The organism is Actinomadura sp. NPDC047616 (genome assembly GCF_040642915.1).
GTDB classification, from domain to species: Bacteria; Actinomycetota; Actinomycetes; order Streptosporangiales; family Streptosporangiaceae; genus Spirillospora; species Spirillospora miaoliensis.
The window spans coordinates 93,290-117,016 of the sequence record NZ_JBEYTB010000009.1; the positions used below are offsets into that span (position 1 = coordinate 93,290).

The 23,727-nt window shown below is 69.2% G+C and carries 21 protein-coding genes and 2 pseudogenes; 12 read left to right on the top strand and 11 right to left on the bottom strand.

Features of this window, described 5'->3' with window-relative positions:
* Positions 1-46: 46 nt before the first annotated feature.
* Both yaaA and ABZ801_RS22140 read right to left on the bottom strand, forming a co-directional pair.
* On the bottom strand, positions 47-790 hold the full coding sequence (gene yaaA, locus ABZ801_RS22135; protein WP_360700607.1) for a peroxide stress protein YaaA: 744 nt from the start codon (positions 788-790) through the stop codon (positions 47-49).
* A 184-nt stretch (positions 791-974) separates the two neighbouring features.
* On the bottom strand, positions 975-1,205 hold the full coding sequence (locus ABZ801_RS22140; RefSeq protein WP_344947292.1) for a hypothetical protein: 231 nt from the start codon (positions 1,203-1,205) through the stop codon (positions 975-977).
* Between the two features lie 586 nt (positions 1,206-1,791).
* Between ABZ801_RS22140 and ABZ801_RS22145 the strand changes: the two genes are divergently transcribed.
* Together ABZ801_RS22145 and ABZ801_RS22150 are read left to right on the top strand one after the other, a co-directional pair.
* The gene (locus tag ABZ801_RS22145) at positions 1,792-3,879 is read left to right on the top strand and encodes a DNA topoisomerase IV subunit B (protein ID WP_360700610.1); all 2,088 of its coding nucleotides are present in this window, start codon (positions 1,792-1,794) and stop codon (positions 3,877-3,879) included.
* Positions 3,880-4,892: 1,013 nt separating this feature from the next.
* Positions 4,893-6,266, top strand: coding sequence for an APC family permease (locus tag ABZ801_RS22150; RefSeq protein ID WP_360700613.1), 1,374 nt, complete (start codon positions 4,893-4,895; stop codon positions 6,264-6,266).
* A 13-nt stretch (positions 6,267-6,279) separates the two neighbouring features.
* Here the strand turns inward: ABZ801_RS22150 and ABZ801_RS22155 are convergent, their stop codons facing one another.
* A complete protein-coding gene (locus ABZ801_RS22155; RefSeq protein ID WP_360700616.1) occupies positions 6,280-8,175 on the bottom strand; it encodes a CocE/NonD family hydrolase in 1,896 nt (631 codons plus the stop codon).
* Positions 8,176-8,337: 162 nt separating this feature from the next.
* Here ABZ801_RS22155 and ABZ801_RS22160 point away from each other — a divergent pair, with 162 nt between their 5' ends.
* Positions 8,338-8,976, top strand: coding sequence for a TetR/AcrR family transcriptional regulator (locus tag ABZ801_RS22160; RefSeq protein ID WP_360700619.1), 639 nt, complete (start codon positions 8,338-8,340; stop codon positions 8,974-8,976).
* Here the strand turns inward: ABZ801_RS22160 and ABZ801_RS22165 are convergent.
* The 3 genes from ABZ801_RS22165 to ABZ801_RS22175 form a co-directional block, all read right to left on the bottom strand.
* Positions 8,918-9,922, bottom strand: a complete 1,005-nt coding sequence (locus ABZ801_RS22165) for an acyl-CoA dehydrogenase family protein (RefSeq protein WP_360700623.1) — start codon at positions 9,920-9,922, stop codon at positions 8,918-8,920. The genes ABZ801_RS22160 and ABZ801_RS22165 overlap by 59 nt on opposite strands.
* The gene (locus ABZ801_RS22170; protein ID WP_360700627.1) at positions 9,919-11,049 is read right to left on the bottom strand and encodes an acyl-CoA dehydrogenase family protein; all 1,131 of its coding nucleotides are present in this window, start codon (positions 11,047-11,049) and stop codon (positions 9,919-9,921) included. The genes ABZ801_RS22165 and ABZ801_RS22170 overlap by 4 nt, the downstream gene beginning before the upstream one ends.
* 118 nt (positions 11,050-11,167) lie before the next feature.
* Positions 11,168-12,085, bottom strand: a complete 918-nt coding sequence (locus tag ABZ801_RS22175; RefSeq protein ID WP_360700630.1) for an alpha/beta hydrolase — start codon at positions 12,083-12,085, stop codon at positions 11,168-11,170.
* An 81-nt stretch (positions 12,086-12,166) separates the two neighbouring features.
* Here ABZ801_RS22175 and ABZ801_RS22180 point away from each other — a divergent pair, with 81 nt between their 5' ends.
* Positions 12,167-12,811: a TetR/AcrR family transcriptional regulator gene (locus ABZ801_RS22180; protein ID WP_360700634.1), complete on the top strand. Its 645-nt coding sequence runs from the start codon at positions 12,167-12,169 to the stop codon at positions 12,809-12,811.
* A gap of 425 nt (positions 12,812-13,236) precedes the next feature.
* Here ABZ801_RS22180 and ABZ801_RS22185 read toward each other — a convergent pair whose 3' ends face one another.
* On the bottom strand, positions 13,237-13,803 hold the full coding sequence (locus ABZ801_RS22185; protein ID WP_360700637.1) for a thioredoxin family protein: 567 nt from the start codon (positions 13,801-13,803) through the stop codon (positions 13,237-13,239).
* 408 nt (positions 13,804-14,211) lie between these two features.
* Between ABZ801_RS22185 and ABZ801_RS22190 the strand changes: the two genes are divergently transcribed.
* Positions 14,212-16,218 (top strand): hypothetical protein, encoded by a 2,007-nt coding sequence (locus ABZ801_RS22190; protein ID WP_360700640.1) that lies wholly within the window; start codon positions 14,212-14,214, stop codon positions 16,216-16,218.
* On the opposite strand, the gene ABZ801_RS22195 is transcribed toward ABZ801_RS22190, so the two are convergent.
* Positions 16,215-16,694, bottom strand: coding sequence for a hypothetical protein (locus ABZ801_RS22195; protein WP_360700643.1), 480 nt, complete (start codon positions 16,692-16,694; stop codon positions 16,215-16,217). The two genes, ABZ801_RS22190 and ABZ801_RS22195, sit on opposite strands and share 4 nt — an antisense overlap.
* Positions 16,695-16,789: 95 nt before the next feature.
* Between ABZ801_RS22195 and ABZ801_RS22200 the strand changes: the two genes are divergently transcribed.
* Positions 16,790-17,089, top strand: coding sequence for a hypothetical protein (locus tag ABZ801_RS22200; RefSeq protein ID WP_360700645.1), 300 nt, complete (start codon positions 16,790-16,792; stop codon positions 17,087-17,089).
* A gap of 346 nt (positions 17,090-17,435) precedes the next feature.
* Here ABZ801_RS22200 and ABZ801_RS22205 read toward each other — a convergent pair whose 3' ends face one another.
* Complete coding sequence (locus tag ABZ801_RS22205; protein ID WP_360700648.1) at positions 17,436-18,446, bottom strand: hypothetical protein; 1,011 nt, start codon at positions 18,444-18,446, stop codon at positions 17,436-17,438.
* A gap of 23 nt (positions 18,447-18,469) precedes the next feature.
* The gene (locus tag ABZ801_RS22210; RefSeq protein ID WP_360700651.1) at positions 18,470-19,792 is read right to left on the bottom strand and encodes a hypothetical protein; all 1,323 of its coding nucleotides are present in this window, start codon (positions 19,790-19,792) and stop codon (positions 18,470-18,472) included.
* Between the two features lie 273 nt (positions 19,793-20,065).
* Between ABZ801_RS22210 and ABZ801_RS22215 the strand changes: the two are divergent.
* From ABZ801_RS22215 to ABZ801_RS22235, 5 genes and pseudogenes are all read left to right on the top strand, one after another.
* Positions 20,066-20,494, top strand: a pseudogene (locus ABZ801_RS22215) (ATP-binding protein); the annotation flags it as partial.
* A gap of 225 nt (positions 20,495-20,719) precedes the next feature.
* Entirely contained in the window at positions 20,720-20,881 is a 162-nt protein-coding gene (locus ABZ801_RS22220; protein ID WP_360701212.1) for a hypothetical protein, read from the top strand.
* Positions 20,871-21,062, top strand: a complete 192-nt coding sequence (locus ABZ801_RS22225) for a helix-turn-helix domain-containing protein (protein WP_360700654.1) — start codon at positions 20,871-20,873, stop codon at positions 21,060-21,062. Before ABZ801_RS22220 ends, ABZ801_RS22225 begins: the two co-directional genes overlap by 11 nt.
* Before the next feature lie 104 nt (positions 21,063-21,166).
* Entirely contained in the window at positions 21,167-21,547 is a 381-nt protein-coding gene (locus ABZ801_RS22230) for a hypothetical protein (RefSeq protein ID WP_360700657.1), read from the top strand.
* A gap of 523 nt (positions 21,548-22,070) precedes the next feature.
* Positions 22,071-22,373, top strand: a complete 303-nt coding sequence (locus ABZ801_RS22235) for a hypothetical protein (RefSeq protein WP_360700660.1) — start codon at positions 22,071-22,073, stop codon at positions 22,371-22,373.
* Positions 22,374-22,479: 106 nt separating this feature from the next.
* Here the strand turns inward: ABZ801_RS22235 and ABZ801_RS22240 are convergent, their stop codons facing one another.
* Positions 22,480-23,445 (bottom strand): zinc-binding dehydrogenase, encoded by a 966-nt coding sequence (locus ABZ801_RS22240; RefSeq protein WP_360700662.1) that lies wholly within the window; start codon positions 23,443-23,445, stop codon positions 22,480-22,482.
* Positions 23,446-23,587: 142 nt separating this feature from the next.
* Between ABZ801_RS22240 and ABZ801_RS22245 the strand changes: the two are divergent.
* Positions 23,588-23,707: pseudogene (locus tag ABZ801_RS22245) on the top strand (CarD family transcriptional regulator); the annotation flags it as partial.
* Positions 23,708-23,727: the final 20 nt, after the last annotated feature.

Below are 23,727 nucleotides of genomic sequence, written 5' to 3' on the forward strand. Positions count from 1 at the left end.
TCGACCGCCACCGTCCGCACCCCGCGGGGGCGCGGCGTGGGCGGCGTCAGGAATGCAGGATGACGTCGAGGTTCGTTCCGTTCAGTTCGACGGTGTGGCCGAGGTCGGCGGCGACCTTGGCCAGTTCCTCGGGGGTCTCCGGCGCCGCTCCGGCCTTGATCAGGTCGTGGGCGAGGGCGCCGCGGGTCGCCTTGGCCATGTGACTGACCACGGTGCGTTTCGGCGTGCCGTCCACCACCTGCTCGCGGAAGACCCGTACCGCCACGGCAGGGCCCGGGCCCGGCTTCCAGGCGGCGGCGTACGGGCCCGAACGCATGTCGACGATCAGGCCGTCCAGCCGCAGCGCCCGCTTCAGCGCGGGCCGCCATACGGCCGCCACCCCGCCGATCCGTGGCAGGGACACGTTCATCGCCAGCCGATACGGCGGGACGCGGTCGGTCAGCCGCAGCGCTCCCCAGAGCCCGGAGAACACGATGATCTGCTCGGCGGCCCGGTCGGGGTCGAGGCCGGGCAGGTCGAGATTGTCGTAGAGCACGCCGGTGTACAGGCGCGCGGCCGGCAGCGCGGGCGCCTCGGCCAGGGCCCGGTTGCGGGCGAGCGCCTCCTCGGCCTGCCCGGCCGGCAGCCCGAGGACGTCCGCCGCGTCGCGGCGGCGGGACGCCTGGCGCAGCGCGGCCAGCACCCTCTTCCGTGTCGGCGTGAGCGCGGGAAGGCTCAGCGCCGCCAGGTCGAGCGGCGGACCGTCGCCGCCGGACGCCTTGCGCTCCGACGGCGGCAGCAGAATATGCACTGTCCTCCTCGATTTCGCCATACGCACGGTGACCGGCCGAGATGCATCACGCGGCGGCGAAGCGCCGCCATGGTGTCACAATTCGCATTCGCTTGACTGCGGTGTGTGCTCTCCGGATGTGCTCGGGAATGCGAAACGGCGGTCACCATCTGGTGACCGCCGCCGCGACCTTCTATGGGGGCGGCTACCGCTCCTCATCGGGAGCGACGGCCGGGGTTGCGTTCAGCCTGTCGGTCTCGTCCTGGATGTCGGCCCCGGTGGCACGGAGCGCCTCTGCGTACTTGCGCCCGTGGTGGGCGCAGAACAGAAGGTCGCCGCCGCCCACAAGGACCGCACGGACATAAGCCTGAGCGCCGCAACGGTCGCAACGGTCTGCGACGGACAGCGGCTTGGTCGGGGCAAGGGCTCCAGTCACGGCACCTTCCTCATGCTCGGGGTCGGTACTTAGGACAACATCTAACCCGACCTCGACGTTCCCAACCTGTTTCTTAGTACGCCCACAGCAGAATGCCCGTATAAGTGACCGAGGTCACACCATTCCTGGGTGGTTCGTGGTGTTTTCTCGATGGGCCTCCGGAACGCCGTGGGTGACCGCCTGTATGCCGTCCGTATGATGCCCGAGGTGAGCGGCGTCACTCGTCCCGTGATGGCCGGTCGTGCCGCCCGCCCGGCGGCCGCCCGTCGGCCGATTGCGGAGGTTCACTTCGAACCGGACAGGTCAGACGCGTTCTCTCGTCGCGGGACAGATCCCCCGCACGGCTGATCGAAAGTACGTTCTCCCAGGCCACGGCCCGTCCGCCGTGGTTACATGGAGACGACGCGGGAATCGGGTGGCCGCGCGACGGCCGTCCGCGGACGCGGACCCCGCTCCGTCCGCCGCCCGGGCGGCGCGGACGCGGCGGCGCGCCTGTGAAAGGACTGTCGGCGGCCGGGGGTAACCTTCTGCCGAACTCGACTGATTCGACCACCCGAGCCTGCCTCATCCCCGAGGAGCGCACCAGTTGACCGCCGCGACCGCTGAAGCGACCACCGACGACCCGCACGGCTACTCCGCCCGGCACCTCACGGTGCTGGAAGGCCTGGAGGCCGTACGGAAGCGACCTGGCATGTACATCGGGTCCACCGACGGACGCGGGCTCGCGCACTGCCTGTGGGAGATCGTCGACAACTGCGTCGACGAGGCCCTGGCCGGGTACTGCACGCACATCTCCGTCACCATGCACGCCGACGGCTCGTTCGAGGTCGCCGACAACGGGCGCGGCATCCCGGTCGACATCGAGCCCAAGACGAAGCTGTCCGGCGTCGAGCTGGTCATGACCCGGCTGCACGCGGGCGGCAAGTTCGGCGGGGTGGCCTACACCGCCTCCGGCGGCCTGCACGGCGTGGGCGCCTCGGTCGTCAACGCGCTGTCGGCCCGCCTGGACGTCGAGGTCGACAGCAACGGGCACACCCACGCCATCAGCTTCCGCCGCGGCCTGCCCGGCGAGTTCGACGGCGAGGGCCCGGCCGCCAAGTTCAAGAAGAAGTCCGGGGTGCGCCAGGTGCGCCGGGTCGCCAAGAAGACCACCGGCACCCGGGTGCGCTTCTGGCCGGACAAGCGGATCTTCCTCAAGGGCGCCACGGTCGAGACGCCGCAGGTCATGGACCGGATGCGGCAGACCGCCTTCCTCATCCCCGGCCTGACCATCGACGTGCGCGACGAGCGCGGCGAGGAGGTCGTCGAGGAGACCTTCCGCTTCGACGGCGGCATCAGCGAGTTCTGCTCCTTCCTGGCCCAGGACGCCCCCGTGGTGGACGTGCTCCGGCTGCAGGGCCGGGGCCACTTCACCGAGACCGTCCCGGTGCTGGACGACCAGGGCCACCTCATCCCGCAGGACGTCGAACGCGACCTGGAGGTCGACGTGGCGCTGCGCTGGGGCACCGGCTACGACACCGTCTGCAAGTCGTTCGTCAACGTGATCGCCACGCCCAAGCACGGCACCCACGTCAAGGGCTTCGACCGGGCGCTGGTCAAGGTCATCAACGACCAGCTGCGCGCCACCCGGCTGCTGAAGAACAGCGACGAGGACGTGATCAAGGACGACGTCCTCGAGGGCCTGACCGCCGTGGTCACCGTCCGGCTGCCCGAGCCGCAGTTCGAGGGGCAGACCAAGGAGGTCCTCGGCACCTCGGCGGCGACCCGGATCGTCCAGCAGGTCGTCACCCGCGAGCTCAAGGCGATCTTCGACAACCCGTCGCGCGGGCAGAAGCAGCAGCTGCGCATGGTGCTGGAGAAGGTGGTCGGCGCGGCCAAGACCCGCATCGCCGCCCGCACCCAGCGCGACAACCAGCGCCGCAAGACCGCCCTGGAGAACTCGGCGCTGCCCGCCAAGCTGGTCGACTGCCGCACCGCCGACGACCGCAGCGAGCTGTTCATCGTCGAGGGCGACTCGGCCCTCGGCACCGCCAAGCTCGCCCGCAACTCCGAGTTCCAGGCGCTGCTGCCGATCCGCGGCAAGATCCTCAACGTGCAGAAGGCGTCCGTCGCCGACATGCTCAAGAACGCCGAGTGCGCCGCGATCATCCAGGTGGTCGGCGCGGGCTCGGGCCGTTCGTTCGACCTGGACTCCGCCCGCTACGGCCGCATCATCCTGATGGCCGACGCCGACGTCGACGGTTCGCACATCCGCTGCCTGCTGCTCACCCTGCTCTACCGCTACATGCGCCCCATGCTGGAGGCGGGCCGCGTCTTCACCGCCGTGCCGCCGCTGCACCGCATCGAGCTGCTGAAGCCGAAGAAGAACCAGGACAAGTACGTCTACTGCTACAGCGACGCCGAGCTGCGCAAGAAGCTGGTGGAGTTCGAGCGCAAGGGCCAGCGCTGGAAGGAGCCCGTCCAGCGCTACAAGGGCCTCGGCGAGATGGACGCCGACCAGCTGGCCGAGACCACCATGGACCCGCGCCACCGCATCCTGCGCCGCATCCGCATCGAGGACGCCGAAGAGGCCGCCCGCATCTTCGACCTCCTCATGGGCAGCGACGTGGCCCCCCGCCGCGAGTTCATCGCCGCCGGCGCCTCCGAACTGGACACCGAACGCATCGACGTCTGACCCAAACCACACCAACCCACCCCACCCGCTCGGCGGCACCGCCGGCCCGGTGCGCCGCTGGTCCGGTGCGTGCCGCCTGCCCGGCGTGTGTCGCCGGTTCGGTGCGTCTCGCCGATTCCGGCACGTGCCGATGGAATGGTGCGTGCACACGTTCGATGCAGCTCCCGGGCGACCGCGTCGGCGGTGATGGTGTCCAACGCCTCGGCCGGCTCGTCCAGCACCAGCACCGGCGGACCGGCCACAGGCCCAGGGCGTCCAGGACGTCCTTAAACCGCCACCTGTCGGTGATGACCTGCCCCAAGCGGCGGCGTGAGGGGCGGGGCGGGGTGTCGCGGTGACGGGAACGTGTGGCGGCGGGCTCGTCGCGTGTCGACCGTTCGGCTGTGCTGACCGTCCAGTGTGTGTCTTGTGCGCCGTGAGGCTTGCGTGCCACGGGTGTATGCCCGCACGTGTCTTGGTGCCGACAACACGTCATGCTCGCCTGCCATGCATGCTCCGCGTGCCGTGCGTGCCGTCCGTGTGATGTGTTGCGCTTGATGTGGTGCTTGCTGCGCCTGCGGTTCGTGCCGCGCGTGTGCATGTCGCGCGGCCGCGGCGTGGCGCACGCTCGCCCGCCATGCTTGCCGTGTGCCGTGCATCAGGTGGCGAGTCGGCGGCGGTGAGTCAGTGCGCATGCACACGCTCTGCGGCGCGCAGGGGGCCGCGGCTTGCGCCCCGCGTCAAGGGAGAGTCGAAATCGCCGGTGTTTGGGGCTGGGTGGGGGTGGTAGGGGCGTGTCGCGTTGGTGGTCGCTTTGCAGGCGGATGGGCGTGCTGGCTTTGGTCAGGGCGGCCGTTGAGCGAGGCGGGTTCCGTGCCTTTCGTCCTGGCGTTGGGTAGGCGCGGTCTGACGTTCCTTTAGTTCGGCCTGCTTGTGTCCCGGCAGCGTCCCCGTTCACGGCCGCGACCTGATCGGCGATAAGTGGGCGATCCGGGGGTACTGGAGGGGCGGGAGTGGCACGGTGAGGAGTGTTCATGGCGGAGGCTACGGTCGATGCGCGGGTGGTGGACGGCGGGCTGCGGCGCGTCATCGGGCGCAAGGTGCTGCTGCTGTTCGTGGTGGGGGACATCCTCGGCGCGGGGATCTACGCGCTGGTCGGGCAGGTCGCGGGTGAGGTCGGCGGGGCGGTGTGGTTGCCGTTCCTGGTGGCGTTCGTGCTGGCCGCGCTGACCGCGACCGCCTACGCCGAGCTGGTCGGCAAGTATCCGCAGGCGGCAGGGGCGGCGCTGTACGCGCACAAGGCGTTCGGGGTGCCGTTCGTGACGTTCATCGTGGGGTTCGCGGTGCTGATGAGCGGTATCACGTCGGCGAGCACGGCGGCGCGGGCGTTCGGCGGGGAGTACCTGGCCGAGTTCGTGTCGCTGCCGACGCTGGTGGGCGCGCTGGGCTTCCTGGCGCTGGTGACGCTGGTCAATCTGGCGGGGATCTCCGAGTCCATCAAGGTCAACGTGGTGCTCACGCTGATCGAGGCGTTCGGGCTGGTCGTGATCATGGCGATCGGCGTCGTGGCGCTGCTGGCCGGGGACGGCGACCCGGCACGGGCGCTGGAGTTCCATCCGGCGGGCGGCGCGTTCATGGGCGTGCTCGGTGGGACGGCCCTGGCGTTCTACGCGCTGCTGGGCTTCGAGGACTCGGTCAACCTGGCGGAGGAGGCACGCGAGCCGCGTCGCGACTTCCCGATGGCGCTGTTCGGCGGGCTGGCGGTCACCGTGGTGATCTACACGGCGGTGGCGTTCACCGCGACCATGCTGGTGGACGCGCGCACGCTGGAGGCGTCGACCGGGCCGCTGCTGGAGGTGGTCGACGCGGCCGGGCTGAGCTTCCCGCCCAAGCTGTTCGCGCTGATCGCGCTGCTGGCCGTCGGCAACACCGCGCTGATCAACATGATCATGGCGTCCCGGCTGGTGTACGGGATGGCGCGGCAGGGCGTCGTGCCGCGCGTGTTCGGGATGGTGCATCCGACCCGGGCGACCCCGTGGGTGGCGATCCTCTTCACGGTGGGCGTCGCGGCGGTGCTGGTGAGCACGGGTGACGTGGGCGGGCTGGCCGACACCACCGTGCTGCTGCTTCTCGTGGTGTTCGCGCTGGTCAACGTGTGCGTGCTGGTGCTGCGGCGGGAGCGGGTCGAGCACGACCACTTCCGCGCGCCGACCTGGATGCCGGTGCTCGGCGCGGCCAGCTGCCTGTTCCTGGCCCTGCCGGTCACCGGCCGGGACGGCGAGGTCTACCTGCGCGCCGCCATGCTGCTGGGGATCGGCAAGGGGGTGTGGGTGCTCAACCGGCTGCTGGCGAGGCGCCGTCGTGGCACCGGGCGGCAGGTCGAGGCCGGCGCCGACCAAGGCACATGACCGGCGGCGCGGCTCAGGGGGACACGGGCAGGGCCACCCACGACGGATGGGACGGGTCGTGCCAGATCTTGAGGCCCTTGCCGATCGAGTCGCCGAGCTGGGGGAGCGGCGGGAACAGGTGCGGGAAGTCGGCGGTCTGGATCGACACGCGCAGGCGGTGGCCGGGCTTGATCTCGGCGGCGATCGGGAAGACCTCAACGTCGACCGCGACCGGCGTGTGCCTGGGCATGGCCTTGGCCGACGCCTTGGTGTACGGGTGGTACGGCTGGACGATCATGCCGTCGCGCCGGACGGTCCTGGCGTCGTCCAGCGCCCGCAGGGACAGCACCTGCCAGCCGCTGGTGAGCTGGGTGGCCTTCCCGTCCGGGGCGACGTCCTCGACCCGCACGGTGAGCTGGCCGTCGCGGGCGGCGCTGGACACGACCAGGTGCGCGTTGATCGGCCCGGTGAGCCGCAGCGGCGCGCGGACGGGCAGGTCGTAGGCGACGCCGAGATCGTCGTTCTGGCTGTTGTCGTGCTCGCAGGACAGGCCGAGGTACTTCAGGAACCCCGCGCCCGCCCACTGGATCGTGGATCGGCTGCACAACCCGGCGAACGGGTTCCACGGGACGTGGTCGGGTCCGCCGGTGCCCTGACCGGTGGTCAGGCTGCCGGGGCGTCCTGGAACGGCCCGTCCGGAGAGCCGGAACGCCTGGTAGCGGGTTCCGGCGGGCGGCCACTGGGCGGTCTTCACCCAGCGTCCCGAGCCGTTCTCGAAGTAGGTGACCGGCGGCACGTCCTTGTCGAGGCCGGGGTCGGGAATCTCGCGTACGTAGCGGTCGAACCAGCGGAGCATGAGGTCCTGCAGCGACGGGCCGGGCGGTACGGGGGTGCCGGGGATGGTGACGCCGAGCGCGGGCGAGGCGCCGTCGATGTGGTACCACGGCCCGTAGACGAACCTGGCGGGGACGCGGCGCGCCAGCCGCTGGTACAGCATCGGCTCGCTGCGCTGGAAGATGTCGAACTCGCCGCCGACGACGAACGTCGGCACGTTCACCTTGTCGACGACCTCCAGCGGCGAGCGCGTCCGGTAGAACGGGCCGTCGAACGCCCTCTCGCCGCCGGTGAGCGCTTCGAGGAGCATGGCGATCTGGAAGTCGCCGATGTTGCCGAAGTGCTCGCGCAGCACCTCGGCGGCCCGTGCGGGGTCGGCGCCCGAGTAGGTGGGCGGCAGCACGCTGGTCAGGGTGACGGCGGCGAGCCACATCGGCACGAAGCCGAGGCCGAGCTGTCCGCCGGTGCCGATCACGTCGCGGTACGCGTCGCCCATCGGCACCACGGGGAACAGCGCCTTCAGCCCCTTGGGCCGCTGGGCGGCGGTGAACAGCTGGTTGATTCCGCCGTAGGAGGCCCCGACCATGCCCACCCGGCCGTCGCTCCAGGGGCGTTCGCGGGACGCGGCCCATTCGACGACCTCGGCGCCGTCGCGCTGCTCGCGGGCGCTGAACGCCTCCCATTTGCCGTGTGAGCCGCCGGTGCCGCGCACGTCCACGATCACCTGCACGTAGCCGCGCTGGACGAGCCGGTCGCTGGCCATGTTCGCGCCGGGCAGCGTCTTGTTGTACGGCGTCATGGTGACGATCACGGGGAAGCGGCCGGGCGCGGGACGGCCGTCGCGGGCGGGGCGGCGGACGTCGGCGACCAGCCGGACACCGTCGCTCATGGTCAGCGTGACGTCCTTCTCAGTCGTCACCTGGTAGGCGGCGGGACGGGGCGTCCAGCCGCTGGGCGCCCATGCCGTGGGCGACGCGGTGGTCGTGCGCGCGGCGAGTGTGGTCTGCACGGACGGTGCGGCGTGGACGGGGGCGGCGGTGCCGAGCGAGAGCGCGGCGATGGCGAGGGGTGCGGTCCAGCGGGTGACGCGGCGCATCGGTGGCGACCTCCAGGCGCAGGTTTCCCGCCGGTAACGTAACGATCTACTTACTCCAGGACAAGTATTGACAGGCCGTCCAGTAACGGCTACGGCGCGCGCCGGCCGAGGGTCAATATGCTGGGGCGGCGGTTGGCCGGGCGGTGACGGAGAGGTGGCGCGTTGGGGGTTCGCAAGCAGAAGGCGGCCGAGACGGAACGGGCGCTGAAGGACGCCGCCCGCAGGCTGTTCGTCGAACGGGGCTATCTCGACACCAAGATCACCGATATCACCCGTGCGGCGGGCCGGGCCACCGGCTCCTTCTACGACCACTTCACGAGCAAGGAGGATCTGCTCTCCGCGCTGCTGCGCGACATGGACCTGGACGCCGACGTCGAAATGGAGTCCAAGGGGCATCCCCGCGAGCACGACCTGACCGATCCCGCGCAACTGCGCGCGCACATCGAGGTCTCCTGGAAAATGCTCCACGAGCACCTTCCGGTGGTGGCCGCGCAGTTCCAGGCGATGATCGCCGCACCGCCCGCGTCAGGCCGGGCCTGGCGCACCCTGGCCGGCGAGACGGCCGTCATCCGCGAGCACCTGGACTATCTGCGGGAGCAGGGGCACGAGCTTCCCGGCGACCCCACGCTGATCGCCGCCGCCATGGGCGCGATGCTCTCGACGCTCGGATACGCCCTGCTCACCGCCGGAGAGGACGCCCCCGACCTCACCGGCGACCAGATCGTCGACGCCCTCACCTCCCTCATGCTGAACGGCCTGGCAGGCCCTCATCCGTCGCCGGACGTCGAAGAGACCTCATGACGCGGGCACGGTGGTCGGCCGGCGCACCCCACGCCGCATAGAGGGCTCGGGCCTTGCGAATCCACAGCGACGGCGCGTACTCGTCGGTGTAGCCGATCGCGCCGTGCACCTGCAGGGCGATTTTCGCGGTGGCATAGGACGCCTCTGCCGCCGCGACCTTGGCCGCCGAGACGTCACGGGGAAAGTCCTCCGTCCCGTAGGACAGCGCGGCGCCGTGGACGAGCGGGCGGGCGAACTCCAGTCCGACGAGCGCGTCCGCAAGATGGTGCTTGACCGCCTGGAACTCACCGATGGCGCGGCCGAACTGCCGTCGCGTCCTGGCGTACTTCACCGACACGTCCAGCAGGGCGCGTCCGACGCCCAGCTGCTGGGACGCGCACAGCAGAGTGGCGAGGTCGACGGCTCGGGCGGTGGCGTCCGTCCCGGCGCCGAGGGGCGCGTCCAGGACGACCTCGAACAACCGCCGCGCCGGGTCGATGCCCGGACGCCTCGTCGCGGGACGGGCGGTCCGCGGCGGCGCGTCGTCGGCGACGGTCACCACGAGATCGGCGACGTCGGCGTCCAGCGCGTACGGCCGGGCCAGGGAGATCATCGCCTCCCCGGCCGCGACGCGCGGCAGCCACCGCGCGGCCGGTTCGCCGTCGCCGAGGCCGTCGATCAGCACCGCCGCGGCGAGCGTCTCGACGAACGGCCCGGGAACCGCGTGACGTCCCAGCTCGTACGCCGCCGTGACCAGCTCCACCGGCAGCACCCCGGCCCCGTCGTACGCCTCGGGCACCGCCAGCGCGAAGACCCCCGTCTCGGCCACCGACCGCCACAGCGCACGCCCGGGCACGGAGTCGCCGGCGCCCCACGCGCGGATCGCGGACGGGGTGTCGGCCTCGGCGAGCAGCTTGTGCAGGGTCTCGCCGAACAGCCGCTGCTCGGCGTCCAGGACGAACTTCACCGCGTCCCCCTCGGCAGGCCGAGCACCCGCTCGGCGACGACGTCGCGCTGGATCTCGTTGGTGCCCGCGTAGATCGGCCCGGCCAGGGAGAACACGTAGCCCTCGAGCCAGTCCCCGGCGAGCTCGCCGTCGGCGCCCAGCAGGTCGAGCGCGGTCTCGTGCAGCGCCACGTCGAACTCCGACCAGAAGATCTTGTTGATGCTGGACTCGGCGCCGATGTCGTCGGTCCGCGAGACCGTCTCGAAGCCCTTCAACCGGTACGCGCGGGCCTTGATCCACGCGTCCGCCACCCGGTCGCGCATCGCCGTGTCGGACGGGTCGGCCCGCTCACGCCACAGCGCGACGAGCCGCTCGGCCGCGGCGGTGAAACGCCCGGGGGAGCGCAGGGTGAGGCCGCGTTCGTTGCCCGCGGTGCTCATCGCCACCCGCCAGCCGTCGCCGGGCGCGCCGATCACGTCCTCGTCGGGGACGAACACGTCGTCCAGGAACAGCTCGGCGAACGCGGGCTTGCCGTCCAGCCGCCCGATGGGACGCACGGTCACGCCGTCGGCGTCCAGCGGGAACATCAGGTACGTCAGCCCGCGATGGCGTCCGGCGTCGGGATCGGAACGGAACAGGCCGAACCCCCGGTCGGCGAACGCCGCCCGCGAACTCCACGTCTTCTGCCCGTTCAGCCGCCACCCGCCGTCGACCCGCCGCGCCGTGGCGCGCAGGGACGCCAGGTCGCTTCCCGCGCCCGGCTCCGACCACGCCTGCGCCCAGATCACCTCACCGCGCGCCATGGGCGGCAGGACGGTCGCGAGCTGCTCGGGCGTGCCGTGCTCGAAGAGTGTGGGGGCGAGCAGGTTGATGCCGTTCTGGCTGACGCGTCCCGGGGCGCCGGCCGCGTAGTACTCCTCCTCGAAGATCAGCCATCGCAGCGTCGACGCGCCCCGCCCGCCGTACTCCTCGGGCCACGACACCACCGACAGCCGGGCGGCGCCCAGCTCCCGCTCCCACTCCCGGTGCGCCGCGAAGCCCTCCTCGGTCTCCAGCGACGGCAGCGGCTGCGGGGGAACGTGCGCGCGCAGCCACGCCCGTACCTCGTCCCGGAACGCCTCGTCGGCCGCACCGAACTCAAGATCCATCCTGGCTCGCCCCTGTCGGGTTACCTAACAATCGCTTGGTAGATTAACTCATGCGATCCGCCCCGCGCAGCAGCCGGGCGGCGCCCTGGAACGACGTCCGATCGGACCTGCCGTCTCGTCACCACGACGCACCGCCGGATCGGCGTTCTGTTTCGGCGGCGAACTCCCGCAGGGCGCGGGCCATCTGGCCCAGGCCCGGCTCCTCGACCGGCATGTGGCCGCAGCCCTCCAGCATGACCAGGCGCTTGTCCACGCCGAGTCGTTCGAAGAACGGCATGCTCAACTCGACGGGCGTCCAGCGGTCCTCGGCCGGGTGGACCATCAGCACCGGGCAGGCGGTGAAGTCCTCGGGCTCCACCTCCGGCGCCGAGGTCAGGTAGGTGCGCAGGAACCGCCACGAGACCCGCCCGCCGCCGCCCAGCCGGTCACCCGCCACCGCCGCGTTCAACTCCGGCTGGTTCGACATCGCCGACATCCGGGCCATCCAGCGGATCGGAACCCGCACCCCGTCGAGCACGCGCAGCGCGTTCATCACCGGCCCCGCCACCCTGCCCATCGGCCCGAACCGCGCGCCGGCCGCCCGCGTCTCCGCCCGCCGCACATCCAGCAGGCACGTCACGGCGAGCCCGTCGGCGCCGGCCCGAGCCACCGCACTGTAGGCGAGCAACCCGCCCACGCTGGCGCCCAGCACCAGCACCGGCCGCTCGTCACGGGTGCGTTCCGCCCTGATCAGATCCGCGGCCAGGTCCACCCATGTCGCATAGTCCACCGGCTGCCCGTCGCAGCGCGTCTGCCCGTACCCCGGCATGTCCGGCGCCACCACCTCCACCGGCCCCATGAGCCGCGCATACGGCAGCAGCATCCGCCCGTACCCGCCGGCCCCATGCAGGATCACCAGCTTCACCGGCGCGTCCGGGACGGTCACGCGCTCCAGATGCACCTGCATCCTGCGCCACGGCCACCACTGTGAGGTGGCCCGCGGGCCGTCCTCCGTCCGTGCCCACTGGGGAAAGAACTGCAGATAGTCGACGGACATGCTCGCTCCTTGCGCCGCTTGCTCGACGACCGCGACAATAGTGAGCAATTACTCGCTTTTCTACTCGCGTTAGGCCCCGCGATGCCCGGTATCCCAAAGCCGCTCCGGCCCCGTAAAACCCCACGTCAGCAGCGGTCTGCCGCCACCCGCGAGCAGATCCTGCGGGCGGCTGCTCACGTTTTCGTCGAGCACGGCTACGCCGCGGGGACCACCAACCGCATCGCCGAGGCCGCCGGCCTGTCGATCGGATCGCTGTACCAGTACTTCCCCAACAAGGACGCCATCCTGGTGCAACTCGCCCAGCGGCACCTCGCCGAAGGCCGCCAGGCCCTCACCGCCGCCATCGAACGCGGCCTGCCCGCCACCTGGCCCGAACGCATCACGGTCCTGGTCGACGCGGCACTGCACGCCCACTCCGGTGACCCGCGCCTGCACCAGGTGCTGTTCGAGGAGTCACCCCGCCCGCCAGCCCTGCTGGCCGACCTGCGCGCCCTCCAGAACACCATGGTCGATCTCGTCGCCGACCTACTGCGCGAGGACCCCGCCGTCGACGCACCGGACCCGCGCCTGACCGCCTGGTTCCTGGTCGCCACCACCGAGTCCCTCGTGCACCGCTACCTGGCCGACCGGCCCACCAGCGACGTCGCGGTCTTCCGGCAGCAACTGATCGCCGTGCTCACCGGCATGCTCGGCACGCACAGCGCCGCCACCCAGCCTCCTGGGTAGCGGCAACTGCGCACACCCCAAGACCAGAGCAGGCGAACCCACCCTGCCGACGTCACCAATCAAGCCCACAAGCCGCCCATGCACTCCCCGCACGGCGGCATGTGGGCAAAGGGGAAGCTGTGTGCCGTCCCTTGCCCACGGCGACGCCGACGCGGGCACCCGTGGCGGCGTGCACTCGGCGGACATGTGGTGCCGCCACGGCGATCCCCACGCAGGTCGCGGGCCGGGCGGCCAGTGAGCAGCGGGTCGCACCGACACGCGGCGGACACCCGGTCACGGATCGGCCCCATCGCCGTATCGGGGTTTGGGACGGGAGGGGCTGCCCCTGTCCGGACGGCAACGTTCGCCGCGACATCGGGGGAGGGCCCGCCGATGCCGGGAGGTCGCTCGCCTTGTGCCCAGCCCCCCAGCGAGCGCGTCATGGCTTACACGGGCTCGTTGCCCGGCTTCCACTTGATGCCGCAGCCCAGGCTGGGCGTGTGCGGCTCGGGCACGGCCTCGCCTGCCAGGACGCGGTCGATCGCCGCGCGCAGGGACGCCCCGTCCACGGGCGCGTCGTTCTTGGGACGGGCGGCGTCGAACTCACCCCGGTACGCCAGCCGCCGGTCGGCGTTGTAAAGGAAGAAGTCGGGCGTGCAGGCGGCCCGGTACGCCTTGGCGACGTCCTGCGACTCGTCGACCAGATAGGGGAAGGTGAACCCGGCGCGCTTGGACTGCTCACGCAGGTGGTCGGCGCCATCGTCGGGATACCTGTCGACGTCGTTGCTGCAGATCGCCACGGCGGCCAACCCCTTGTCGCGGTACTCGGCCGTCACCGCGCCGATGCCGTCCTCGATCCGGCGCACGTAGAGGCAGTGGTTCGACAGGAACACCACCAGCAACGCGGAGCCGCCCGCGAAGTCCGCGAGCGAGACCGTGCCGCCCTCGATCGACGGAAGCGCGAAGTCGGGTGCGGGCGTGCCCAGGGGAACCATGAAGGATGCGATCGCCATGCCCCCATTCTGACCCGCCGCCCGTGCCCATCACGCCCGGCACCCTTGATGGCACTCAAGATCCGATATGCCTTGATCAACGTTTTGATGCCGTTCTGGACCTGTCCAAAGTGGGGGCGCACCGGGCATCACCGACACCGAACGAGGACCGGAACCCTTGCCCCGCCGCCCCGGCGCCCCGGAAACGGCTGGCCAAGCCACCGGCTGATGTCTGATTTATTCCTTCGTTGAACGAGCCGTAGCGCTCCAGCGTTTTCGCGCTCGGTTGACGCTCTGTCCCCGTGTGCGCTATCTGTGACGCGGGGGGAGCACGGCATTCGCGCGACGGGGACCACGCGACGGGGACGAACGGCGGGCTCAATGGGCACTCCCTTTCCACCAGGATTCAGCGGCATCGACCCTGACCTGATGACGGACATGATCAAAGAGTTCCGGCGCGGCCGCGCCGACATCACGGGCGCGCTGGCGTCCTACCGGTCCCGGCTGCCCGCGCTGGGCGTGGACGTCTCCCCACTCTCGAGCGTCGACCGCGTGTGCGCGTGGATCGACGAGCAGCTGCCCATGCTCACCCGCCGTAAGGATCTCGCCGTCGCGCTGGACGACAGTTCCGAACGGGGCTTCGCCTCGATCGACGAGTCGCTCATCCTCTCCCCGGCCGACGCCCGCCGCCAGGGCGCCGCCCTCGCCGCCCGCTTCAAGGGAATCCGACCGGGCGACGGTGCCTACCACGACGCTCTCAACGAACTCGGCATGCACCGTTTCGACGCCGACTACGCCGCCGCCTTCTTCGCCGCCCTCGGGCCGGAACTGACCCGACGCCTTCCCTCACTCATCAAGGAACACGGCCGGAAAGAACACACGACCCGTCAACTACAGGAGACCAGCCAGGCGTTCGGCAGTGCCGTCTCCGGTGGTATGGACGTCCCGGGATTCAACACCGTCGCCAAGGCGATGTTCGATCCCAAGCTCTCTCCGGAAGAGAGGAAAGGTGTTGCCTCCCTGGCAGCCTACGGCACCTTCCCGCCCGAATGGCTGGCCTCCCTCGCCCGGCTCCACGCGCTCGACCCCGCTTACCGCCAGTTGTCCTCGGGGCTCGCGGCCCGGAGCGACCTCACCGGCACCGACTGGGAGACCATCCGGGAAATGCTACGGGCACTGAGCAACAACCCCGCCGCCGCCCGCCTCGCCTTTCAGGGCACGGCCGAGGCCCACCCGCGCCAGTCCGACAAGCCGCCACAGGAGCGGCCGTACCTGCTGCCCTCCAAGCCCGAGCCGAATCTCGGACATGTCATCTCCACGTTCACCCGGCTTTCGGTTTTCGATTCCCAGGCCTTCGAGCAGTTCGGCCTGGCACTCGCGGCGGGATCCGGCGTGTACGACGAGAAGGACGGCGCCCACTCTCCGGAGGCCGGACGCTTCGCGTTCACCGTGATGACCACGCTCCAGGACAAGGTGCCCAACGGCCTGCAGATCCGCATGTCACAGATCGCCGGCTCGTACGCCATCGAGATCGCCGAGGGTGCCAACATGGCCGACCGAAACCAGGACACCGCCTTCGGAAAGGTGAAGACGTATACGCCCGGGCTGAAACCGATGTTCAGCCTCAGCCCTCAGGACACGTACGCCTTCATCAAGACCTTCGCTGATTCCCCAGAGCACATGAGGCCCTTCGAGCAGGGCATGGGCGCCCTCACCCGCAGGCTGGGCGCCGAGGGCCTGCGCATCGAGACCGCAAAGGCCAAGGGGCGGATCCGCCATGACGCGCCCGGGTTCGAACGCGTTATGCAGGCCCTCGGTTACGTGGCGGGTCTCCAGTCGCAGGCTCAGCGGACGGTCCAAGGCGATCTCGACGAGCAGGATGCCAAGAGGCGCGAACACCTGCGCATGATGATGGATACCAGCGTCGACGTCGGTTCGTTCTTCATCCCCTCGGCCTCCGTGGCCGATGAGATCGTCTGGGAAGCCCTCACCAAACTCGCCGGTCGGGGAGCGGACGCGTCCATGGCGGCCGCAGACAAGAAGACCCGGTTGAAACGCCTGGAGAACAAGGAACTCCAGATGTCCCTCGGTCTCCAATACGCCATGGTCCAACGCCTGATCGAGGGCGGCTACCCGATGAAGGTCACCCAGTGGCAGGCCGACCACCCGAACCCCGGCTACCTGTTCTACAACAACGAGAACGGCCGCCTACTCCCATGGAAGGAGATCAAGAGCGACCTCCGGCTCCTGGACAACTACACCGCCTGGCTCCGGGCCAACGGCCTTGGCGGCGACAGTGAGACTGCCTTCGGTCAGGTCGCCGAGAATGCGACCGGAGATTTCGGTGGAATGATGAAGAAGGCCACTGATCACGCGGCTAGTTGGGAGAAGGATCGCGACGAAGCGGAGAAGAAACAAGGAGCTGCGTCTGACTAACCGCTTGGGAGACAGTCGGTCGAGCCGTAGATTTCCACAACACGCTCTCCGTGTGCCCTTATAGTGATGTTCGTATGAGTCGCGCTGTTGCGGGTTTTGGTGATCGCGCCATCTCTGTCTGGATCTACAACGTCATATTCGCCTACATTGGCGATCAGATTTGCGAACATGTGATTCGCTAGATCCGTGGAGTTGAAACTCAGATCATCTTTTTTGGGATCGTTCTTGTCGCCGCTTACGGCGTAGGTGCGCTTGGCCTTATCTTTGCCGCAGGGTATGTTGCGACCACCGGGATCGATCACCTTCACGTGACGGACGTTGCCCACACCCGTACCGACAAGCTTGTTGATGTGGGCTTTGAGGGTTTGCTCGGCCTCGATGACGGTGGGACCCTCGGGTTCCTTGTCGCCGCAGGAGGATGTGACGAGTGCGGCTGTCAGTACCAGGCCGGTGACGTGGTGCCAACGTCTGAGCATGCCGCTCCTCCGTATCCTATGCTATGCGCCACAGCACCTTCCGCCCTTAGAATGCCGTTGTTTGCTGGTCTCCGCCACCGTGCAGGAGGAAGATCATGGCTCCGGGTATGGTCCCGAATCCGAAGTATCGGGAGCTGGAGGAACTTCTGCGCAAGTTGCGGCGTGACGCCGACGTGGTGGAACGCGCACTCGACAAGCCGATCAAGCGGATGGCGAGCCGTCATGTGTGGGTCAGCGGCAAGGGCGGAGCGGCTGCCGCCTTCGAGCGCGAACTGATCGACCAGCGCAGACGACTGCGATCCGCCATGCGCAACTTGATCGCGTCGGTCGAGGACGCCCTCCGCCGCACCCCCAAGGAAGTGACCCCCATGGAAGCGACCTTCGGCGGGAAATAAGGCCGTCCGCAAATCCGGTATGGCTGACCTGAAACGTCACGTCTATGGGGCGGTCGTGAACAGGATACGGAGACACAGGAGCATCTCCTGGCCTCTGAACGTTTGAGGCGCGCCTGACGTGAGCTCACGCGGAGATAAGGAGACTGAGAGGTTCCGACGTCTGGCAGCGGGAGCCGACGCTGGTAGGCCTATGCGCCGGCCATCAGCCGTGACGGGGAGGGGTTCGCTCATGCGGATGATCAACGGCCGCGGCCGCGCGGGAAAGCTGGGGCGCGGTCAGTGAGGGAACTGATGCGCCTGCTCCGGTGCGGATGGGGTCCTGGCGTCGGGCGTCCGAGCCTTGCGATCAGAGTTGGGAGAGCGTCGCGTGCGGCGCAGTGGCGGCGAGTGTGGCGCGGAGGTCTTGGACTGCGGGGCGGTCGCGTTGGTCGAGTGGCACCATGCGGAGGACCATCCTCCCGACTTCGCTGATCATCGCGCTGCGATGTGTCGATGGCAGGCTGCCGAGTAGAGCGGTGGCTTGCTGGGCGCCTTGGTCGATGCCGCCGTTCACCACGGTGCAGACGGCCTCGTGGAGGCGCCCGTTGACGTCGTGCGTGTAGTTGGGGTTGTGGGCCAGCAGCCGACCACGTGCTTCGTCAGCCTTGGCTTCGTCTCCCGCGCCCGCGTAGACCCAGCTTTCGGCGAAGTGCTGCTGGCCGAAGTTCCAGCGGATTGGGATGATGCGTGCGCGCCAGTCGTCGCCGTCGTAGTCCACGAAGGTGGCTAGTTCTCGTTGGGCCTCATCGTGTCGGCCGAGCAGCGTGAGCGCCTTGGCCCGTGTGCCTGCAAGGTCTGCATACCAGAAGGAAGATTTGTCCGGCCCCAGCTCCTGAGCGTCGTCCAGGAGCCTGAGGACTGTTGGGATGCCGTGCTGTCCGTAGAGGCCGCAGCCTGCTTCCTCGGAGCGAACCATGAGTCGTACGTGGAGGTCCCCGGACGCATCGGCGGCAGCCTTGGCCGTATGCCACCAGTGGATTGCCGTCGAATGGTCACCGAGGCGCGTCAGTGCGTTCGCCATCATGAACGACTGCACAGCTGCGACTCGGCTCAGGTCGGGGATGTTCTTGGCGGCGGTGTTCTTCAGTTGACGCTGAAGCGCCAGAAGATCAACCAGGAGACCATCACGGACCTGGACGGGGGGCTGTCTTTGCAGCGCGTGCATGTGATTGACACACGCCACTTCCCAATCCTCGACGGAGCGATCTTCGCTCTGAAGGGCGAGGTCGAGGAGCTGCCGGAGCGGTTCGCCGGATGAGACCAGGGGGCCGGCCCCCAGGCTCAGACCGAGCAGTTTCAGCAGGCGACGACGCTCCATGTCAAACCACTCTCTGAGCCTGGTCAAAGCAGGGGAGCCGCGTGCGGGGTGGTGGCGGCGAGAGCGGTGCGGAGATCTTGGACTGCGGGGCGGTGTTGCTGGTCGAGTGGCACCATGCGCAGGAGGATCTTCCCGGTCTCGGTGATCATGGCGCTGTGATGGGCTGTTGGGAGGGCGTCGAGTATGGCCGTGGCTTGCCGGGCGCCTTGGTCGATGCCGCCGTTCACGACGGTGCAGATCGCCTCGTGTAGGCGCACGTTGGCGGTGTACTGGTAGTCACCGTTGTATGCGAGCACGTGGGAACGTGCTTCGTCTGCCCTCGCCTCATCTCCAATCGTCGAGTAGACCCAGCTCTCGGCGAAATGTGCCTGGTCGGGGCACCAGAGTGTCGGGATGACGGTGGCAGGCCCGTCGTGTCCGGAGTAGCCGACGAACGTGTTCAGCTCTCGTTTGGCCTCGTCGTGTCGGCCGAGAAGGGTGAGCGCCTTGGCCCGTGTGCCTGCGAGGTCGGCGTACCAGAAGGAGGACGGGCCCGGCGCGAGATCCCGCGCCTTGTCAACCAGCGTGAGTACCGTTGGGATGTCACGTTGCCCGTAGAGGGCGCAACCTGCTTCTCTACAGCGAATCAGAAGTCGAACATTGAGATCGCCGGACGCGTCGGCGGCGGTCTTCGCTGTGCGCCACCAGTGGATCGCGGCCGCGTGGTTGCCTATGCGCGTCAGCGCGTTGGCCATGATGAGGGACAACGCTGCGGCAGACCGGTTCAGGTCGGGCTGGTCCTTGGTGTCAGCCTTCTTCAATTGACGTTGGAGTGCCAGGAGATCGATGAGGAGCCCGTCCCGGACCTGGATCGCGGGCCTGGTCCGAAGTGCGTGTAGATGATCAATGCACGACAGTTCCCAGTCCTCGGTGGAGCGGTCTTCGCTCAGAAGAGTGAGGTCGAGGAGTTGACGGATCGGTTCTCCGGATGAGGCCAGGGCACCGGTTCCCAGGCTCAGCACGAGCAGTTCCAGTAGGCGGCGACGCTCCATGTCGTACCAATCGTCGGAGGTGGCGCTGTCCTCCACGGTACCCGCGAGGTCCACGGCCCGCTGTGTGGGATCCGGTACCCCGAACAGCTTCTCGACGGTGGTGTCGAACGCGGTGGCATAGGCCCTCGCCCAGTCGCGCGGGAAGTGCTTGCCCTTTTCCCAGTCGTAGATCTGCCGCGCGAGGTTGACGACGTTTCCGTAGGAGAGGTCGGCCGCTCGCATCAGTTGCCTAGCCATCTCGTGCTTGGTCCAACCGCGCCTTTCGCGTTCGGCCCAGATCCGTACGGCCCACTTCGGGAGCTGCTGATCGCTCATCGTTCCGCTCCTCTTGATCAGCGCGTTGATCGGCGCGGTACGCCTGGAGATGCGGCTCCCCGGGCGGTCTCGGTCATTCTCACCTGTCCTTGCGTCGCGTGACACGGATTCACTGAGAGTCACGTGAAAAGCGGGTTGCGGGCTCGTCGAGGTCAGCGACTTATGCCCCATTTGGAAGGAAAAGGCGTCCGTGCGGTGAGGCGACACCGTCACGCCTTGATCGGTGACAGCGGAGGTTCAAACCCCATGGCAGATCGTGCCTCTGAGCGCGACATGCCCCCCAGCCTGGGCGGGCTCGGTCCGACGGCCGAACGAACGGTGCGGGGCGCGGAGGCTCCCGGTGCAGGCCTCATTGTGGCTGGAGGGTGTGCGGTGTGGGCGTTGCCGCAGGACGCGACAATCGCGGCGGTGGCGCGGGGAAGGGTGCGGGAGACGCTGCGGGCGCTACTGATCTCCGAGGAGATGGTGGGAGACGCGGCCACTATGGTCTCGGAACTCGCGACGAACGTTCTCGTGCACGCGCTGCGGGACCGTTGCCGGCCGTTGGGGCAGCCCGAGTTGTGGATGTACCGGCGGGGCGAGGCCTCGCAGATCGTGACCAAGGTTTTCGATAGCGCCCCATGGAAGGGGGCCGTCCCTCACCAGCCCCTCCGTCCCGCACCCGGAGCCGAGGGAGGCCGTGGGCTCGAACTGGTGGACGGCCTCACGGGTGAACACGGCGGTGAGTGGGGAGTCCACCGAACGAGATCTCGGCTCGGTCGCTCGCCCACCTGCGGCAAGGTTGTCTATTTCGCGCTGCCCGCTCCGAAGGACAGCCCGGCGGCGCTCCCCCCGATCCGGCAGGGCTGCCGAGAAGCGGCGCGTCACCTGGAGGCTGTCCTTAGAGCGCGCGGCCTGGGGCCGTTGCACCGCTCAGAGGGCTGGGACATGTCGGTGCTCTCAGTACGGGCCGGGATCACCGTGTGGGCGCGGGACGGCGGACTGGCGGTGACCACGCCGTGTGCCGGGATGCTGCGGTTCCCGCTGGGGGACGTGACCGAGGCGGCGGAGACGATCGTGCGGCACTGCGAGGACCTGGATGCGAAATGACGATCTGCCCGACCTGCTGACCACGGCGGAGGTGGCCACGATGTTCCGCGTCGCCAGGTCGACGGTCTCCGGCTGGGCAGCGCGGGGCCTGTTGCCGTCAGCCCGAACCCCCAGCGGCCGCCTGCGCTTCCACCGCGCCGATGTCGAGGTCGTCCTGCGGCGCGGCCTCGATCCTCGATGAGTTTTCCACAGATCGTGATTTCACTGACGCGGACCGTGACGACTTGCCAGGCTTGAACTCCGAGACCTCCCCAGCCCCCCGGTCAGGAGAAGGAGACGAACACGATGCTGCTTCGGAGCGCCGTGATCAAGGCCCGGTTGATGGCTCTGGAAGAGTATGTCGGGCTGCCCAGGCAGCGCGGCGGTGTGACCATCACGGCCAGGCTCGACGCCCAACACGCCCTGCTCGTCGCCCTCAGCACCACACAGAGCGACATGAACCGGCGCCTGACCACGGTGGAGGACCGCCTGACCAGGGTCGAGGAGCGGCTGAGCAGCGTCGATGGCCGCCTCACCCGGGTCGAAGGGCGGCTGACCGGTGTGGAGATGCGGCTGACGGAGATCGAGAACTCGATGGGCAAGGTCCTGTGGGGCATGACCGAGATCAAGAACCTGCTCAAGGAGCAGAACAGTCCACCGGATGAATCGGCTGGGCCGCATCGCTGACATGCGTCCGCGCCTCAACCTGCCTCCACACCCCACGGCTGCGGCTGACGCCCAGAACAGGGCGCCGCTGAGCAGCAGGGCGGTGGAGGGGCCCCAGCGGTCGGTGGCGCGTCCGCCGAGTTGGCCTTCGGCGATGCCGGCCAGTCCGCAGACGGCGAACACCCAGCCGAGGGTGGTGGGGCCGGTGCCGGACATGTCGCGGAGGAACGGCGCCAGGTAGGTCAGGAACAGCACAGGTGGAGCAGGCTGCGCGTCCCATGTTGCTGGTGCTCCGGGACCGCGAGCTTCCGTGTGGCCTGCTGACATCCCGGTCTCTCTGCGCGCGCGTCGGTGTCGCCGTTGGTCATCACCGGGTGTGCGGACCAGAGGTGATCTGTGTCTGGCCGCGTTGGTGACGAGCATCGCGATGATCAGGTGAGGTTGCGGGCCCGCGGCACGGGCGCCCGCCAGCCCAGCCACTGTGCCGGGACGCTGCCGGCGGCCCAGCGCGGCGGGGTACGCGCTGAGCTACCTCACCTCGGCGATGGCGGTGGTGATGGCCAGGGTGGTCGTGCTGACCCGCGCTCCCGTATGGCAGGCCATGGTGCTGTCGGGCTACGGCCTGCCCCTGGGCGTACTGTTCGTCGTCCTGGAGGCCCCCCGGGGTGGCGCTGTCACAGATCGGCGTCGGCACCGTGGTCATTTCCCTGCTGGTGCTGCTGGCCGAGAGGGCGCAACCGAGCAGCAGCTCGTCGATCGCAAGGCGTCCGTGTGGCCGAGCAGCAGGGGAAGGGCGGAGCCTTGGCTGATCGACCTGCTCAGTGGGATGCGGCTGACGATTCCGTGACGCTCGTCAGCCGCCGCGCCCGCTGCTCGGTACGCCTACGCCTGGAGGTCTTCTTGCTGACCAGATACCTACCGGTCAGTGCCACCAAGATCGTAACCAGGTGCCGTTAGCGGATGGCCAGGACGGTTTTGGCCGGGGCTGTGCGGGTCTCCAATGCTTGGTGGACTTCGGTGGCCTGGTCGAGCGGCACGACGGACGGGGCGGGCTCGCGCAGGACTCCGCGGTGAACGAGGTCGACGATGGCCGAGAGGGCGGTGCCGACGCGGTCGGGGATGAGGTGGGCGACGCCGCCGAGGCTGAAGCCGAGGATCTGGCGGGTGTTCAGCCAGGCGGAGTCGGCCGAGACGGGGCGGTCCTGACCGCTGGCGTTGCCGACGACCACCAGGCGGCCGAAGGGGGCGAGCAGGTCGTAGGCCCGGGTGCGCAGGTCGCCGCCGACGGGGTCGATGACGATGTCGACGCCACGGCCGCCGGTGAGGTCCGGGACGGTGTCCAGGTCGGTTACCAAGTGCGTCCACGTGGGGGCGTCGGAGGGGCGACGGGACGAGCCGATGACGCGGCCGGCCGGGTGGATGGCGGCGAGGCGGCCGGTGATGCCGCCCAGACCGCCGCTTGCGCCCAGCACCAGCACGTCGTCGCCGACCTGTAGTCGCGCCAGGTCGTGCAGCGCGAGCCACGCGGTGACGCCGTTGATCAGGACGGCGGCCATCCGCGCCAGGTCGGCGTCTCCGGGAAGGCGGGTGGTCATCGTGGCGTGAGCGACGGCGACCTCGGCATAGCCGCCCGCCCGCATACCGCGCCCGAAGTCGTTGAGCAGGGCACCCACGGGCTGTCCGGGCTCGAAGCCGGTGACGCCGGGGCCGATCTCGCGGACATGGCCGGTGACCTCGATACCCGGGGTGAAGGGCGTGGGGAGGTCGAAGGCGCCCGAGCGAAAGAGCGTGTCGACGAAGCCGACTCCGGCGTAGGCCACGTCGATGGTCAGCTCGCCCGGTCCCGGTGACGGTGTGGCCGTCTCCGTGAGCCGCAGGGACTCCGGTGGGCCGGGCTCCTTGACGACCAACGCACGCATACTGACCTCCATTTCAAGATCCAACGGCCGATCCAACTCCCGAGATGGCGGTGGGTATTCCCGCGTGACGAACGCGCCCCTGGGAATGGCGAGTCGCCCCTTGGCCTGACACCCCGGTCTGACGCCCCGGCCTGTCGCCCCGGCCTGACGGCGTTACAAGGCGAACCTGGAGAAGCTCGCATCCGGTGACGTCAACAAGGTCGCCGAGGTCGTCCGCGACCTGCGGCGCCGCGACAAGGAACGCGGACTGTCGGCCGGTGAGGCCCCGGTCTGACGCCCCGG